This is a genomic window from Sphingobacterium prati, from assembly GCF_013167215.1.
Classification (GTDB): domain Bacteria; phylum Bacteroidota; class Bacteroidia; order Sphingobacteriales; family Sphingobacteriaceae; genus Sphingobacterium; species Sphingobacterium prati.
This window is the reverse complement of sequence record NZ_JABJWY010000016.1, coordinates 87,814-105,154: the sequence shown is the minus strand read 5'-3', so window position 1 is coordinate 105,154 and position 17,341 is coordinate 87,814. Positions and strand designations below refer to the sequence as shown.

Below are 17,341 nucleotides of genomic sequence, written 5' to 3'. Positions count from 1 at the left end.
TCATTTATGCCCAAAACCATCTATTTGCCTACTGCCGTACGAAATTTCAGTATTCTTACTTTGTCATAAATTCAAATCTAACTGTCCCAAACGAATTTGGTTTTCCTTGTTGCGGTTTGGATATTTCCCCGGTCAGATTCCCCTGTGCATTTTTTTTGACCAACACCCGACGCCAGGCATAGTTTCCTTTTTCATAATCAAAGCTCACCCCATCATCGTCATATAGCTGATAGTTCCCTTCCTTTTCTCCATAGTAGCGGATGGTCAAATCAACTTTCTCGTTGGGGAGCGGCGCGTGTAAACGACTGCCCATCATGGGTATGATACCCCCATCTTTGACGTAGACCGGTATACGGTCCATACCCGGATCGGCTGTGATCTCTTCTCCATTGCCCACATATTTCCCCGTGTAGAAGTCATACCAATTCCCTTTGGGCAGTAGCACCTTACGGAATGACTCCCCAGCGAATAGCGGTGCAACTAGTATATATTCGCCACACATATATTGGTCCTTGACCTCCCCGTTGACGGCTTCCAGGTAAGGGTTTGTTTCCAGGTCCCGATTGCCCAACACCGCCTTTGTCTGCCCCTGAAAGCCCTCCTCCAGGGCCATTGCCCTGAAAGGCGGCGTCCCTTCAAAGTGATACTTGGCAAATTCGGAATATAAATACGGCATCAGTTCCATCCGCAATTGCGCATAGTACTTCACCTGATCAGCGACTTCCGGAAAAGACCAGGGTTTTGTCCCACTGGACCAGGCATTGATCATTGCCATTGGCGAAAAGACAACGGATTGAAAACGACGCAGCCATTCCTCTCCCGTCTTTGATCCCCTTACTTCCGGCGTCCATAGTACACCACAGAATCCACTATTGACCAGTGCTGTGATAAAATCTTGATGGCTATAATAATCGTTGTAAATGACATAGGGTAAATTATTGGCACCCGCATTCGACGCACGTACGAGCCCATACGTTCGTGTATTCCTGCTCCGATATAAACTATCGGTAAGCTTCTGTGCAAGTACACCATAGGTTTGCCGCATTTGGATACCACTGATACCCGATGGAAACTTGGCCATATCAGGCCAAAGATAATAATCGTAGCCATCAACTTCATCTATTTTATAGCCACTGACACCGATATTAAGCTGCGCATCGGTGAACTGTTTGGCAAGGATTTTTTTAGCTTCTGGATGGTTCAGATCCGGAACTGTACCGCTCCAAACCGTGTGCGAACCAGTAAAGGGCTCGATCGCCTTGCTGATTCCAGCTTCCGGTGAGATATATGGATTTGTCCAAAGGTTCAAACGCACGCCCTTAGCGGCCAATTTTTGAGTTAAAGAAGCTGGATCGGGAAAACGTCCTTTGTCCCATTCAAATGTACATGGGTAGGCGCGGGATTGCCATCCAGGTTCAAGACCGATGAAATCGAGCGGAAAACCATGCTCTTCAAATTGGGAGGCTTCATTGAGCACCTCTTCGGCCGTATAAAGCTTTTGTACGCGCTGCGTAAAGCCCAGCCCCCATCGTGGAGGCAAGGTACCACCGCCGCAAAATAAGTTATAACGTTTGACTGCATCCAAAGGATTTACACCTGTAAATACATAAATTTCTACGCCTGCAGCTGGAATAAAAATTTCCACCGCATCCGAATAAGGGCGTGAGCTCCAGCTTTTATCGGTATTGCGATCCTTGGCTTCCGCTGGCTCTTTCGCATCTTTACGAACTCCGGTCCCCACATAATAGGTCAAGTACTGCGCCGAATTGACAAGGACACCATACCCTCTGGAGGAAACGTAGAAAGGAACCGGCGCGTGTGTGCGTCCATTATCCTTGCCACCATAGTGATCCACATGCAGGTTAAGTATTTTGCCACGTTGGTGAACCGTTTGAAAATTCAGTCCCAAACCGTAGATCTGCTCATTTTTTGTCAATGGCATCCGCACATACGTTTTCCCGTCGATCAGTTCTGCATGCACGTCCATTTTCGGCAGTGGAAAGTCGGTTGACTGCAGCTGTTCGAGCGTCGAAGCGCGAGGTTTACTACCCGCAGCTCCCAATAAGGTATATTGCTCAGGTTGCCCAAAGGTTCCTTTCCACACACCGGGATATTGCTCTTTCCATTGAATGGGTTGTCCCTCAGCCAGGCTGCAGAGCAACAGCATCAGGATAATCAGGATTTTCTCCATAACAGCTTATTTTTTTAACAGGGCATATATGCACCAGAGTATCGGCGCCTGTCCATGCATATCACCAGTGTTTTGTTTTCGATCCAGATAATACTGATAATCATTTTTTCTGTTGGTACCCTCACAGACATTGGCGATGTCCCCCTCCTTATTGATATATCCGACCAGTGCTATCCAGGCCTTGCGTGCTATCGGAGTATATTCTTTAGCATCGAGCCAGCCATTTTTCACGCCGGTAATCAGCGCATAAGTAAACATGGCCGAGCCCGAGGTTTCCGGCCAAGATTCCGGCTTGTCTATCAGCTGCCCCCAGAGGCCATCTTCACGTTGATACCTTTTGAGGCTGGCCATCATTCTGCGGTAAGCGGCCAATATTGCGGATTTATTGGGGTTATCGTTGGGTAAGGCCGACAGCAGTTCGCTCATGCCTGCGGCCATCCAGCCATTTCCCCTCCCCCAAAAAAAAGGTGCATCCGGGGCGTGATAGAATAAGCCGTTTTCCTTTTGAATGGTATCGAGGTAAACAAGCATTTCATGGGCGGCACGGTCGATGTATTTACGCTCGCCAGTCACCTGAAATGCTTTGGACTGCACCATGGTAATCATATACATATCATCTATCCAATAACGGGTCTGCCAGGTCAGCCCCTTATCCAGAAACTTTTGATAAGCATCTTTCACCGTTTGAGGAGAATCAATAGGAATGCTCCATTGTGCATCAGCAAAACGCATCCCCATCTCAAGAAAAGTATTGTTTTTTGTCTGCCGATAAAGTTCCAGCGGGACAGTTCCGAATACCGCATAATCCACATGCCAAGGTCGAGGTACCAAGTGCTTCTCTGTATCAAAAAAAGGCATAAAACGTTGTGTCAGTTTATCGAGCAGCGTCCTATTTTGGCTGATTTCGGCAAACTTCAATGCGCCATACCAGGTACATACTTCGGGATAAGTAATGGATTTGGGAGGTGATGGCGGTTTAAAGCTATTATGTGGACTTTCGACAAAACGCTGTACGACCAAGCGGCCAACGCTTATTGGATTGGCCTTTTCAGGCCAGTTTTTTAAATCTACGCTTTGTGCAGTAGCATATAGTGCCAAGGACATAGCAATACCCGAAAGTATTGACCTCACAATCGTTATCATTAGCTGGGATTATATTTAGTTATTATACCAAATATCGTTATGCCGCTGCTTTTTCGAGGAGTAATTTTCGGTCAATTAGGTGGAAATATTGACATCTGCGGTTGTACAGCCAAAAAATTATAAATCCAATATTACGCGCAGACTCATAAATGCCATTAAAATCACGATTGTTGCGCCAATCAGCGTAAGGATAATCGGTTGTTTATAGACACCTACAATCGCCGGTTTATAGGCAGCGATTAGCATCAGCGTCAGCGAGACGGGCAATATAATCCCATTTACTGCACCTGCGAAAATCAATAGCTGGACAGGTTTACCCACTGAAACGAAGATTAGGGTGGAAATTAATATGAAGCCGATAATAACCCAATTTTCATTTTTGGCAATCCGGGTGCTGAATGTTTTTATAAACGAGACGGAAGTGTAAGCCGACCCGATAATGGACGTTATCGAAGCTGCGAACATCACCAGGCCAAACAGACGATAACCAAAGTTGCCTGCTGCGAGCCGAAAAACCGAAGCTGTAGGATTACCATCCTCAATCAGCAAGCCCTGGCTCAGCACGCCCAGCGCAGCCAAAAACAGGCAGACCCTGACCAGCGAGGCAACCGATATCCCCATGACCGCACTTTTATTGACGGTAGGTAAAGCATCAAACCCCTTTACCCCCGCATCAATCAGACGATGACCACCCGCAAAAGTGATATAGCCACCTACAGTCCCCCCGACCAGTGTAATGATGGAGACAAAGTCAATTTTTGCAGGAGCCACCGTACGCAGTACCGCCTCGCCCAATGGTGGCGAAGATATCAGTGTGATGTAAATAAAAGCCAATATCATAATTGCTCCCATAAGCTGCGTAAAACGGTCCATGGCTTTGCCGATCTGCTTGTTGATAAAAACAGCAATGGCGATCAATGCAGAGATGCAGGCTCCGGTCATGACATTAACACCGAAGAGCGCCTCCAGTCCCAGTCCAGCCCCAGCGACGTTACCAATATTAAATGCCAGTCCACCGAGGATAATAAGCAAGGAAATAAAGCCCCCCAGTCCGGGCAGCAGCTTGTTAGCGATATCCTGCGCCCGCATTTCAGACACCGCGATCACGCGCCAGATATTTAACTGCACACCAATATCAATCAGGATCGATACCAGAATAACGAATCCAAAGCTAGCACCCAGTGATTTGGTGAAAATTGTGGTCTGGGTCAAGAAACCCGGACCTATAGCGGATGTTGCCATCAATAATGCCGCACCGATAAGTGCTGAGGTATTTCTTTGTTTCATCGGATAAGGATATGATTATCTTTCAACGTCTGATTGATTATCATGGCAAATTGAACAGCCTCCTTGCTATCGCCATGAAGGCAGATGGTATCCGCCTGGATATCGACTGCAGTACCTTGCAGGGAGATAACTTTTCCGGTTTTGATCATGTGGACCACCTGTTCTGCGGCCAGCTTGGGATCGTGGATCAGCGCATGTTTATCCGAACGGGAAGTCAATGTACCATCCTGTTGATAAGTACGATCGGCAAAGACCTCGCTATAAACCTTCAGTCCTTTGGTTTTGCCAGCTTTTATCAGTTCGCTCCCTGAAAGACCATATAATATAAGTGCAGGGTCTATGTCATACATGGCTGTTGCAATTGCATCTGCCAGTTCAGATTTCTTCGCTGCCATATTATAGAGCGCCCCGTGCGGTTTGACATGGTGTAGCGCTGAACCCTGCACTTTGGCGCAAGCAGCAAGCGCACCGACCTGATAGACGACCAGCTCGTACACTTCCTGCGCCGTCAGCTGCATCTCACGCCTCCCGAAGCCTACCAGATCCGGGAGGCCGGGATGAGCACCGATTTTGACCTTGTATTTCAGGGCAAGCCGCACCGTCCTCATCATCGTAGCGGGATCTCCCGCATGAAAACCGCAGGCAATATTTACAGCCGAAACATACGGCAGGATTGCCTCGTCATCGCCCATTTTCCAAGCGCCCAAGCTTTCGCCCATGTCACAATTTAAATCTACAGTAAGTGGTTTATTCATATTTCAATGCGATTGCGCTTTTCAGTTTTTTAAATTGAGCATGCTGTTTCTTTAACAGGCTGTGCGCTTCATCGAGGCTGATCCGTTCAAAGCTGATGTGATCATTTGGTCCTTTTTGCGCTAGGAGCGGCAGATCGATAGTCGCTACCTGTGCAATCACCGGATAGCCACCCGTGGTCGGATGGTCAGCCATTAGGACAATTGCGTTGCCGTCAGGTGGCACCTGTATACTGCCGAATGTCACCGCCGTTGACAACAGTTCTTTTTGTTCTTTAAACCGTAGCGGTTTGGATGTGAGCCGATAGCCCATTCTGTCCGAGTTGTTGCTGATGGTAAATACATTGGAAAAAAAACTCTTTTGACCCGCATTTTCAAAGCAGGCCAATTGCGGCCCATCCATTACCCGAATGGTGTTCGTAGCGAGGTCCGGATATAGGCTTGAATCCATGCTCCAGTGAAACAAGCTATCTTTCCCCTTATAGCAATGTCGGAAAGCGACCCTGTCCCCCTCTTGAAGCGGTCTTCCCTTCCAACCACCTATTTGCCCCTTACAATAGGTCGATCTGCTGCCCAGCAATTCTGGGATGTCAAGCCCACCCTGAAAACAGATATAAGCCCGGCAACCAAATTTTCGCCGGCCAAAAGAAATCAATGAACCAGCCTCGACGAGAACCGGTTTCCACATAGGCAGTGGATTACCATCGAGCGTGGGCGACAAATCTGCCCCAGTCACGGCAATAAGTTGCTCCTGTTCGAAGTAAATCGTCGGCCCCATGACTGTACATTCTATTGCAGCTTCATTGTCCGGATTACCAAGGATATGATTGCCAAGGCGCAGCGCATAGCTATCCATTGCACCACTGACGGGCATACCGTAACGTTGTAGCCCGTAGCGTCCCAAGTCCTGTACCGTAGTCAGCATACCCGCTTTAACGACTTTAATGCCCATTGCTTTTTGTTTTTAGTTGTATAAATTCATCATACGTTATGGGAACAAAACGTACACAATCTCCCATTTCAAGGAGTGAGGGACTCTCCTTGCTAAGATCAAATAATTGTAGCGGTGTATGTCCGATAATTTGCCAACCTCCGGGAGTCGTCATGGGATACACGCCAGTTTGTTGTCCGGCTATGCCTACGGCTCCGGCTTCGATCCTGAGACGGGGTACATCCTTTCGTGGCGTTGCGATCCGCTTGTCCATCCCACCCAGATAAGGAAAGCCGGGAACGAAACCAAGCATATGCACTAAGTATTCCCCTTCGCTGTGTATACGGACAACCTCATCCTCAGACAATCCGTTATATTGTGCTACATAAGCCAGATCTTCCCCGTTGTAATAGACGGGGATCTCCTTTTTAACACGCTTATATTCTTGATTTTCGGCTATATCCCGCACAATTGGTTGCAAGGCAGATAGTAAGTCATTATAGGAGGTTAGTAGCGGATCATAATAAATCGTAATCGTTGTATAAGCTGGAACATATTCGATTATGCCAGGTTGCGACCAGTTCTCGATATGCGTAGCAACCTGACGAACGCGCGCATTGACAGCCTCGGAAATTGTATCGCCAAAGGAGAGAACGAGCGCCTGATCCCCTAATGGATAATGTCCAATGGAATTAGGCAAGGTTATACCGAAAGATTGCGTGTGGGGGATTCCCATAATTTGTGTGTTATAATCTTTACAAAGATTATAAATACCACACGATAATCAAAAAATAATTAGGTTGTGGTTTGAGTTAAAAAACAATTTACAAATAGTCATACGAAGAATAAGACATTAAAAATTGTAGCAGACTGTATGACTAAAGTTTTTCGATTTCTTCGGCAGTTAAATCTGTATAACGCATAATCTGTGCCATTGGAATACCATCTTGTTTCATTGTACGTGCAAGTTCAATAGCTTTTTCATGTTTGCCTTCTTCGAGACCAACCTTTCTACCTTCTTCAAGACCTTCTTCACGTCCAACTTTACGACCTTCTTCACGTCCAACTTTACGACCTTCTTCACGTCCGGCATTTAACGCCGAATTGAAAACACTTTCCGCATCTCTTTTATGTTTTAAGCTTGCTTCGTATGACATCAGGTCTTCCTCCGTTAATTTGCCTATCTCTCCTATTTCAAAGATAAGGCCAAATATTCGCTTATCCAAAAAAGAAGGCAATTTATCCATGGTACTCAAATGTTTAAGAAGATACAGCCATTGGTCCATGACCGTTATCAGCTCTTCGGGAGTTTTATTAAAAAGAGGTAAGGATACCATTTTATAGCCCAGCTTATCGTAAAATATTTCATGTGTATTTTTATCGCATAAAGCTACATCATAGAAATAAGGATGACCTGTATCCCGATGTTCGAAACTTTTCTTCTCATCCATTCGAAATTCCAAAATACCAATAAAATACACTTCGGGTAAGCAATAACTGCTACCTTTCTTGCCACGAGTCAATTGTTTATTGATCAGTCTTGAAGTATAATAAATGGCTCGATCCTTAAAGAACTCTTGAAATAATTGCTGCATCTCAACGATAAAATGCTTACCATCATCGCTAATACAGAGCAGATCAAAAACTACACGACGCATGTCCTCATGATCTCCATCATGCTCCACGGTCTTATAGCGCAGATCCTTAACGACCTTTTCTCCTTCAAACAGGCTATTCAGAAATTCAATCAATAAAATTTTGTTCTCTTCTCTCCCAAAATAAAACTTCCAACCGAAATCAGTACGTGGATCAACATACTTACCAAGATGCTTTTTTAAACTGGCCATATCATTACAACTGGTTATGAATTAAATATAATCAATAATAATTTAAAAACTAAAATAATTAGCAAAAAAAAATAAATATTCGTTACTATGGTTCTCTCCAGAACTCAATTACACTTTCCTTCTATAATTTCCTAGCTTTGTTTTAAGTTTCACCTACTGTTGACCTACTATTAGCCTATTGTGTACCTACTACAGTAGGCCAACAATAGGCTAATAGTATACCGAACTTGACTCAAGGGGCGAATAAGTTTAGGAAAAATAGCAAACAAAAGAGAAAGTTGGTACGATCGACATTTTGTACTAGTTGTTGATCCCATCTTCGAAACTCATTCGGTATTCCCCAAGTCTAGGCTTGTAGTTATACATCGCTCGCTCTTTTTTTTACAATTACTATTCAATAATGATGTTAATACCGACCATTTTGGCCTTGTATTTAATCTTTTCGATAAGGCCGTAGTAGCTCCAGTTGCGCAACAGGAATTCATCGCCTTTTGCAATTTCTTCCTTATTGGATTGGTTGACTAGCAAGAGTGTACCCGCTTGTGCTTTCACACAAAGTTCTATTAACCTCCGACTATACAGGTGGAGCTTTGTATCTACATAATCTTTCTCCTTTTCATTATAGTGTTCCAAGCTTTTCATTTTCCGCTTACGCCCACGCCCACCTTTATCAAATGCAGCTGCCTTCTGTAAGCGATGTCGCGCTGCTTGAATGGCCATACGGCGGTAAGTAAACTCTTCCTTATTGCCGATCTGAAAGGATTCCTTACCGATAACTACAGCAATAGGGTGTTCAATGGAAAGCGACGCTTCGGCGATAATATTATCTTTCAACTCTTGGATCTTTTTGGGAAGTTCCAGAGCCAAGAGCAGAAAGATTTTACCTTTAACAATCTTGAGTGCGCTGCTACAGATTTTGATCTGCCCAACGAGTGCACGTTGGAGCAGCACCCTTTTATCCGATCGGTCTTTACCGAGGTAAGTCCGAAAAGGTATTTTGAATAGTGTGAATTTAAAATCTCTATTATTCTCATCTTTACTCAAGTTAATTTGTCTACCGGAAAAAGGAATCGGCATGTCTTTTTTATAATTGCGAAGTGATTTTTCACCTTTCCAGTACGAGAGACGATCCGCCTGAAAATATTTGATTAACGCCGTGTTTATCTGTGATAGAATGTCCGTAGGAATTCGTCCCTTAAAATAACTGGACAACAGGCGATAAGTTGTATTCATCCGTGAAGTATTCAATACACCTTCGGGATCTTTCGCCTGATCGGCTAGTTTGATTTTAACATCTTCTTGTAGATAAATCAGATCTTTCAGATTTTCCTGTACATATTGGTGGGTGATGACCATATTAGCACCACGAAAGACAAGATCCTGCCATTCAAAGAGCTGTTTAAAATACTCAGATCGTTTCTCTTTATCGTCACAATCCACAAAAACCTGTATTTTACGTGTTAATACCATTGTATCAGTTGCCATATCTTTTTATGTTTAGTTATGCCGTTTTCTTAACAGATTTAATTTTTGCGTGTGCATTGATAAATAAAGTACGCACCTGTCCGCCGTCGAGTTGCAATGCTTCTGAAATCTTGTCAAAGGAATACTGTAGTTCATAGCGCATACGGAAGACTTCAGCTTCTTCTTCAGTCATTTCGCCATTCAATTTAAATTCGACAGGTTTAGCCATGAGCTGCATTTTCTCTTCACTATGAATGATGGATCGCAGGTATTCGATTGTTTTCTCGATTTGAAGACCTACCTCATAATCGGAGATGTTCCCCATATAATAAGCGATACGTTCGTAGTTAAAACTATATTTGAGGCAAAGGCGAATAAAGAGCTGTTGATCGCTGTTGAGGTTAGGTAGGATGGCATTGAGCTGATCCATTTTCTTTTTCTTTTCCAGTTCCAGTTGCTCGATATAGAGCATATCTTCTTCGCTTTCCTCTTCCAGTTCATAGCCCAGCATAAACTCCTGATAGTCTTCGATGCTGTCGAGGCGGAGTAAGCTTCGGTGAAATCTATTACGCGATTTCTGATAAAAAGCCTGAATGGCAGACTTCACCTGGGCTTTCAGAAAGTCAAAGATCTCCGATTCGGAATATACATTTTCGCGGAACAGCCAGAGCCTTAGAAATGCTTCCTGCGCAATACTTTCTCCGGTACATTCATCGTCGGTGGCACGGCGTGCGCGAAAAAGGAAATGTTCATAGAATTTCTGGTAGAAAAATTTAAGTCCTTTTTCATGCCCATTGTGCAGGTGTTCAATGGCAGCGTTTATGTCCTTGTTTAGTAAAATTGGTTTCATAATTCGTTTTTATGGTTAGCAATATATCAGCAACCTACCACAGCTCCGGCGGACTTGACGGATTTTTTGGAAACCGAAGCTGGGTAAGCGTAAATCGCTGTTTTGTTATAAAAACTTATTGGTATTGAATTGGATATTAAAGTTATAAAGGCTAAAATAGTTATGGTGGCTATGCTATAGCGCTCTATCAGATTATTTCTTCATAACTCGTTATTGTGTATCCCCCCTATGTTATGTGGTCAACAACAGCTAATACTGCGATTCATGAAAACGCCCAGTTGCGTATAGCCTACATTTAGACATCACCGAAATCCTACCTCTCGGTATCGCAATAATAATCAACAACTTAATGTAACATTAAACTGTATATCTTTATTAAAAAGGGTATTTAGTGAGTCGCCATTGCGCTCACCCTACGGCATAACAAGATGCCTCAATATATAATTTTGAAAATTTTTATACTTTTCAAGTACTATACAAGGGAATTACGGTAGTAACCCATGTGTCAATAGCCTGAAACCTACTTTTTGAGATCATTAACATCGTTTAAATGGTAATGAATGCAACGGGAAGGTTGTGTATATCCTATATTATGACATCATCAATTGTCGGCGCAAGACAGTTACACGTGATTTGATTTATATATACCCTACTTTTTGATATAACCGACATCTGGAATAAATGACATTATAAATGTCTATAAGTTGCATATCCCCTACATTTTGAGATTATCAACATCTGTGCTTTGGTAAATGAGAAAGTGGGTTCAGTTGTGTATACCCTACTATTTAAGATCATCAACATCATTGATCAATTATAGAGCTTTCGCAGCGAGTTGTGTATACCCTACTATTTGAGACCATCAACATCCAAACAGATGAATGTGGAAAATATGATAGGTTGCGTATACCTTCATTTCAATATCATTAACACCGGTTTTTAGTGATTTAAATAATCTATCCAGGGTTGCGTATACCTTCATTTCAATATCATTAACACCCTACCTCCTAGTATCCCAATAATAATCAAGAACATAGCGTAGAATGTAACTCAACACTTTTTAAAAAAAAGGGTATTTAGTGAGTCGCCATTGCGCTCACCCTACGGCATAACAAGATGCCTCCTATCATCATCAAACCGATCAGCAAAACAGCCGATCAGCCTATATTTTTATATTCTCCTTTTTCAATACCAATAAGTCAAAGAACACCTCTCACGCAAAAAAATTACTTTATTTTTGCGCAAAAACAATTTTTCAATAAACTCAATAAAGAGTCTATTTCAACGATTCAAATAATTTTATTTATTATTAATCCTATGCTTCGAATGGCAGTTACACGTCAATAATAGGGGTTATCAACATAGGATGCTAGATACAAGTCTATAAAATAGAAATCAATGCTATTCCGGTGACTTTGCGATATTTTTAACACTTAATTTTCTCATTTTTAGATTTTAGTCTTACAACAACAGATTAAACTTCCGATCCAAGCCTGTTTTTGTAGCTTATATTTAGTTATCGGCTCTCGTTGAAACAAATATAAAAACAAATGTTCATTTGCACAAATAAAAATACAAATATTATTATTCTAAAAATGCGCAAATAAGTTTTCCATTTGTATTATGGGAGATATCAATGAGAATATACTGGAAGAAATTGGCGAGCAATTGCGCATTCAACGTGAAAAATTATACTACACACTGAAAGATGTAGCAAATATGACGGGATTAACCACCAACACAATAGCAGCTGTTGAAAAAGGAAAAGGTGCCTCACTAAATAACTTTATCCTGATCTGCCGCGCCTTAAAAATTCAACCACATACGATATTCAAAAAACAAATAGATTTAACACCGCTCTACAATATTCCTCCTGAGTCAAAGCGCCGTATCGAACTGACGAAAGAACTGGATGATCTTGTTTATAATTCCAATTTTTTCGAGATACCCCGCCGTGTTTCTGAAATAATCCAACAGCTGAATGCCAACAAAGAGCAAAGCAATAAATTTTCTGTTTATCTCAGCAGTTACTGTGAAGAAGGTACGCTGGAATACGAAAAACATGGAAATTATAAAGAATACCGAAAAAAGCATTCTCCAAAACCTGTCAAAAAATATAAATGAAAATTGCCAAACTTGCTATCTGTGAGTGCAAGAGCTTTATATACCTTTCCCATCATTAAATGAAACAACAGCCATTCTGGTTAAAGATCAGAACCTTAGGTTCTTTTGTTATAACTCTCAGCTATTCTTTTCCACAAGCGTCGCTTTTCCTTTTTTTCGCAATAATTTTTAGCTGCACCAAACGGAGACCAAGTGGTGACCAAATTATGCGTTTTGACAGTGCTTGTTCAGTGCTTGCTCAGTGATTACTCAGTAATAACTGAATAAACAGTGACTGACTACTGTCTAAATATTGATTGAAATTTGTTTTTAGGTATAATTTGGTATTAATATGTTTCCGTTTTAATGTTTATCCTGATTAACTATGCCCCAATCAGGCTATTTCTTTGGAGAAATCGAACCTCACTTAATAAATTGAGTATCTTTTCATCTTTCTACTAGAGATCTGCTCAATTATAGGGTTCGTGTATGTAGACTGCCATAACATCAAAATGATATTCAGTAAGTACAAATATTATTTACCGCAAAAAAAGCGGAGAATAAACAGTTTATTCTCCGTATAAAAATAATCTTCGCGATCATTTAAGGATTAATGATCAGGCATGGATGCAAACATAATGCCCTACAGATCCTATATAGCGTATATCGTCAAAATCTATCTTTTCGATCTTCTTTCCACAGCGAACAAAAAGAAATAAGAGAGCCATTCCTTCCGTCCTTTCCATTTCCAAATATTCTTTGGTTTTCAATACCGCTACAATCTCGATTTTGAAGGAGATATATTTTCTTTTAAAAAAGTACCCAGAGATATATCAACTTACATCCGAAAGTTATCTTAAAAATATTTCTATAAACTACTCATTGAAAATAGAAAAAAATTTTGAAAGCATTAGTTTTCAAAAAAGAGAGAACAAATTTCGAAGTTTTAAAAAATGGTACTTCCAAATTCCTTCCTGCAGTAAGATTAAAAACTGCAGTTCCATTCGAAACCAACTTAAAATATATGTTAGACTGCAACCGGACGGTAGAATCATTATTAAATTACCTTTAGTTCAGAGAAATCTGAGCGGTGAAATAACATACACAGACAAATAACTAAACAGATCAGCTATTTTATACAATACAACTAATAAAATTGAAAGGCCCTGGTTATGAATAGCTGGTGATATTGCCCCATTAGCACTCGATATATTGATTGATCTCTTCTAGCTAATAAAAAAAACCGTCCTAAAATTTAGGACGGTCTTCTTAATATGTATTCAAATTAATTGAAGATATAACGGATACCAACTTGTGCAGACCATCTTGAGGAGAGATCTTGAACATAATAAGGTACATTACCGTTTGTGTCATTTAGCCTATAAGTAGGCTTCTTTGTAGTTCCTTCATAACCAGCGAATGCAACAGGAACAAAACTATTATCCCAAAAACTTCCAGAACCTGTATACTGCTTACCCCAGTCACCATTTAATAAGTTACCAACATTCATAATATCGACTGAAAGTTGAAGCTTATTTTTAGTATTTCCAATATTTGTAAACAAATCTTGAACAATCTTTAAGTCAAATTTATGTGAAAATGGTGATCTTGCCCCATTTCTTTCTGCATATTGTCCTCTTCTCGATTTCAGATAGTCATTTGATTCAATGAAATTATTGAAAGCTTCCCATTGTTGCTGTGGCGTTTGTTTACCATTCTGTACAAATGTAATTTCGGACTGATCTTTAGGAATATACATCAAGTTAAACTGATTACTTGATGAAGTTGCATAACCGGTTAGATTACCTCCTGCTAGATAAGAAAATCTAGCTCCTGACTGCCCTGTATAAACGAGGGAAACTGAAGTACCTAAATGTTTTAAATATTCTTTAGAGAAAGATAAAAATCCGATAACACGACTTCCTGTACTAAAAGGATTATGGGCAAGTGTAACATTATTTGAACCGTTAACTGATGCAACTCTATACCAATTGGATTGATTTTGGGAAGATGTACCAGAGATCAAATCTTTCGCAGCTGTATAAGTATAGGCTACCGATGCATCTAGACCAAATAGGAAGCTTTTATAAAGTGAAGCCGTCGTAGACCAAGAATAACCTTTATTCACGTTGTTCACATAAATAACCTCTGTATAGTTATCTAAGACACGACGGTTATTATTGTTTGCATCATACACAATCCGATTATCAGCTCCTTCTAATGTACCAATAGGTCTCTCTAGATTAAGATCTCTAAAATTGAATGCACTTAAATTTTTTGAATAGATAAACTCTAAAGTTCCTTTAATTCCATAGGGCAATACCTGATCTACTCCTCCAGAAAAACGAGCAATTTGTGGCAGCTTCAAATTTTTATCAAGTACAGTAATATTTCCTGATGGCGTAACCGCTCCATCATATTTAGGCAATTTGTTAACATCGCTGATAAATGGAACATTGGCATCCGTACCATTACCTAAGCTATTTCCGCCCAATAATGCACCACTTTGTGTAAAGGCACCTGCTGCCCAAACAAAAGGAACCCGTGAGGTAAATATCCCCATTCCTCCACGTACAATGGTCGACCGATCTCTATTCACATCCCAGTTGAAACCAATTCGAGGAGAGAACATCAGAGGAGCACTTGGCATGCGATTGGTCTGTACGTTATATTGCTTTGCTAAAATTGAGTTATTAAAGTCAGTATTTTCCATAGGTTTATCCAAATAAATTGGAATATCTACACGAAGACCAGCTGTTATTTTCAAATTGTCTTGCATTTGGTACTCGTCTTGAACATAAAATCCGAGCTGTAATGCGTTAAATTTAGCTCCCTGACGAGGATCATCGGTATTACTATAACTATAGTTCATACTATTCGCCAATCCTCTTTCAAAGTTTTCAATTGCAGTATAAGCATTGCCTGTTTCAGGATTAATATCTCCTGCTTTGGAATTACTAAACACAAACGCACCATTCGAATTTTGTGTATAAGCATTATACATCTTATAAAATTCATTGTGCGTACCGAAAGTTAATGTATGAAGCCCTTTATACCAAGTCAGATTATTCGATAAAGTATAAACATCCTGATCTAACTGATTGATATTACTATACGGATCAACGCCTAAATAATACGTCCCCGACAAAGTTTGAGGATCTCCATCTACCTCAATTTGTCTCGTAGTGTTTATCCTTACATTTGGAAATAACTGTCCTTTATAACTTCTAGCATCTCTCACTCTTGAATAACCAGCAATAAAACTGTTCGCTAATGAATTATTAATGCGACTGCTGAGTTCCAAAGTAAGCGTATTCGACTTAAAATCTTTTAAAATTGCACCGTTACCGAAAGTCAACGACGACTGTGTCCGCGTATTACCCATATCAACACCGTCCACATAGTTGTATCTTAATGAAAGTTTATTCTTTTCATTAATATTCCAATCCAAACGCGTCATTACTTTATTGGATGTATTCTCATCGTTTAAATCTGTGAATGAACCTGCTTCATAACCATATTTACTCAATGCAATATCATAAATACGTTGTGCGTCAGCTTCTAACAAATTGGAACTGGACGATCCTACTGGATAATTTTCAGGGGTGTTATTTTTAGTATGTTCATAATTCACAAAGAAGAATAACTTATCTTTTATGATTGGCCCACCTAAACGCACACCATAAGTCTTCTCAGAAAAGTTTGCTAACTTAGTCCTTTCTTCGCCATCTTTAACCAAGGATTTAGGTGTTTTTCCGGTAAAATCCTGATTGCGGAAATAGTGATACACCGAACCTTGAAATTGATTAGTACCAGATTTAGTTACAGCTGAGATACCGCCGCCAGCAAACCCACTTGAACGAACATCAAATGGAGCAACTTGAACAGACATTTGCTCAATCGCATCCAAAGAAATAGGGTTAGTACCACTACCCCCTCCATTTAATCCATTTGCATTAAGACCAAATACGTCATTTGTAACAGCACCATCAATTGTAAATTGGTTGAACCTATTATTCATACCTCCAATTGAAACAGAACCTCCTTTTACATCAGCTTGGGGAGTTAATCTTGTAAAATCCTCAATTGAACGTGAAACAGTTGGCAAATTTTCCATCTGTTTTCTAGAAATTGATGTTTCAGCACCAGTTTTTAAATTTTTTGATCCGCTGGTCCTTGTAACAGAAACTTCATCCAAAACAGTTTCAGCACTTCCAAAAGTACTGTTCAATACATACGGTTGCCCTAATTGTATGTAAACATCATTATAAACAATCGGATTCTGTCCCACATAGGTTACCTCTATCCTATAAGGTCCACCAACACGCATTGCTGGTAAATTAAAACGGCCTACTGAGTTTGAAGAACCCGAATAAACAGTTCCTGATGGCACGTGTGTCGCTTTGATAGTAGCTCCCGAAGTAACACTGCCGTTTGCCTCTTTTACAATACCTGTAACGCTACTTGTCGTGACCTGAGCTTGTACAGCACCATAACTGGCCATTACAAGAGCGAAAAAGAGTAAAGATCTTTTCATATAATGTGATTTGTTAAAAAATGTTAAGCAAAATTACTAAGAGATTTCAAATAACAAAGGACTTAATATAAACTTAACACACTACAACACATCCACTTTCTATTATTCGTCAGCAAATCTCTGTTTTTTAACACAATTTTTGCACAAAAAAAACGTTATAACATCTTTTAAACGGCCATTAGCAAAGAATCAAATCCTAACAAAATAGTTTTCCACACCAAATCAATCGATTGTTT

General features: G+C 40.7%; 11 protein-coding genes. 1 reads left to right on the top strand and 10 read right to left on the bottom strand.

Features of this window, described 5'->3' with window-relative positions:
- Positions 1–55 precede the first annotated feature (55 nt).
- The 9 genes from HPC41_RS04195 to HPC41_RS04155 form a co-directional block, all read right to left on the bottom strand.
- The gene (locus HPC41_RS04195) at positions 56–2,191 is read right to left on the bottom strand and encodes a glycoside hydrolase family 31 protein (RefSeq protein ID WP_172392724.1); all 2,136 of its coding nucleotides are present in this window, start codon (positions 2,189–2,191) and stop codon (positions 56–58) included.
- A gap of 6 nt (positions 2,192–2,197) precedes the next feature.
- On the bottom strand, positions 2,198–3,334 hold the full coding sequence (locus tag HPC41_RS04190; protein ID WP_172392723.1) for a glycoside hydrolase family 88/105 protein: 1,137 nt from the start codon (positions 3,332–3,334) through the stop codon (positions 2,198–2,200).
- A 117-nt stretch (positions 3,335–3,451) separates the two neighbouring features.
- Positions 3,452–4,621, bottom strand: a complete 1,170-nt coding sequence (locus HPC41_RS04185; protein WP_172392722.1) for an NRAMP family divalent metal transporter — start codon at positions 4,619–4,621, stop codon at positions 3,452–3,454.
- Positions 4,618–5,376: a 5-oxoprolinase subunit PxpA gene (locus HPC41_RS04180; RefSeq protein ID WP_172392721.1), complete on the bottom strand. Its 759-nt coding sequence runs from the start codon at positions 5,374–5,376 to the stop codon at positions 4,618–4,620. The genes HPC41_RS04185 and HPC41_RS04180 overlap by 4 nt, the downstream gene beginning before the upstream one ends.
- Entirely contained in the window at positions 5,369–6,325 is a 957-nt protein-coding gene (locus HPC41_RS04175; protein ID WP_172392720.1) for a 5-oxoprolinase subunit C family protein, read from the bottom strand. The genes HPC41_RS04180 and HPC41_RS04175 overlap by 8 nt, the downstream gene beginning before the upstream one ends.
- Entirely contained in the window at positions 6,315–7,040 is a 726-nt protein-coding gene (gene pxpB, locus HPC41_RS04170) for a 5-oxoprolinase subunit PxpB (RefSeq protein ID WP_172392719.1), read from the bottom strand. The genes HPC41_RS04175 and pxpB overlap by 11 nt, the downstream gene beginning before the upstream one ends.
- Positions 7,041–7,182: 142 nt before the next feature.
- Positions 7,183–8,151 carry an Rpn family recombination-promoting nuclease/putative transposase gene (locus HPC41_RS04165; protein ID WP_172392718.1) on the bottom strand — a complete coding sequence of 323 codons (969 nt, stop codon included), beginning with the start codon at positions 8,149–8,151 and terminating at the stop codon, positions 7,183–7,185.
- 390 nt (positions 8,152–8,541) lie between these two features.
- Positions 8,542–9,636: a transposase gene (locus tag HPC41_RS04160; protein WP_172392717.1), complete on the bottom strand. Its 1,095-nt coding sequence runs from the start codon at positions 9,634–9,636 to the stop codon at positions 8,542–8,544.
- A 16-nt stretch (positions 9,637–9,652) separates the two neighbouring features.
- Entirely contained in the window at positions 9,653–10,465 is an 813-nt protein-coding gene (locus tag HPC41_RS04155) for an RNA polymerase sigma factor (RefSeq protein WP_172392716.1), read from the bottom strand.
- A gap of 1,623 nt (positions 10,466–12,088) precedes the next feature.
- On the opposite strand from HPC41_RS04155, the gene HPC41_RS04150 reads away from it, so the two are divergent.
- Complete coding sequence (locus HPC41_RS04150) at positions 12,089–12,589, top strand: helix-turn-helix domain-containing protein (protein ID WP_172392715.1); 501 nt, start codon at positions 12,089–12,091, stop codon at positions 12,587–12,589.
- Between the two features lie 1,264 nt (positions 12,590–13,853).
- Here the strand turns inward: HPC41_RS04150 and HPC41_RS04145 are convergent.
- Positions 13,854–17,105, bottom strand: coding sequence for a TonB-dependent receptor (locus tag HPC41_RS04145; RefSeq protein WP_172392714.1), 3,252 nt, complete (start codon positions 17,103–17,105; stop codon positions 13,854–13,856).
- Between the last annotated feature and the right edge of the window lie 236 nt (positions 17,106–17,341).

Coding starts and splice junctions, on each gene's coding strand:
- HPC41_RS04195 (WP_172392724.1), bottom strand. CDS start 2,191: ATGGAGAAAATCCTGATTATCCTGATGCTGTTGCTCTGCAGCCTGGCT.
- HPC41_RS04180 (WP_172392721.1), bottom strand. CDS start 5,376: ATGAATAAACCACTTACTGTAGATTTAAATTGTGACATGGGCGAAAGC.
- HPC41_RS04165 (WP_172392718.1), bottom strand. CDS start 8,151: ATGGCCAGTTTAAAAAAGCATCTTGGTAAGTATGTTGATCCACGTACT.
- HPC41_RS04175 (WP_172392720.1), bottom strand. CDS start 6,325: ATGGGCATTAAAGTCGTTAAAGCGGGTATGCTGACTACGGTACAGGAC.
- HPC41_RS04150 (WP_172392715.1), top strand. CDS start 12,089: ATGGGAGATATCAATGAGAATATACTGGAAGAAATTGGCGAGCAATTG.
- HPC41_RS04145 (WP_172392714.1), bottom strand. CDS start 17,105: ATGAAAAGATCTTTACTCTTTTTCGCTCTTGTAATGGCCAGTTATGGT.
- HPC41_RS04185 (WP_172392722.1), bottom strand. CDS start 4,621: ATGAAACAAAGAAATACCTCAGCACTTATCGGTGCGGCATTATTGATG.
- HPC41_RS04160 (WP_172392717.1), bottom strand. CDS start 9,636: ATGGCAACTGATACAATGGTATTAACACGTAAAATACAGGTTTTTGTG.
- HPC41_RS04155 (WP_172392716.1), bottom strand. CDS start 10,465: ATGAAACCAATTTTACTAAACAAGGACATAAACGCTGCCATTGAACAC.
- pxpB (WP_172392719.1), bottom strand. CDS start 7,040: ATGGGAATCCCCCACACGCAATCTTTCGGTATAACCTTGCCTAATTCC.
- HPC41_RS04190 (WP_172392723.1), bottom strand. CDS start 3,334: ATGATAACGATTGTGAGGTCAATACTTTCGGGTATTGCTATGTCCTTG.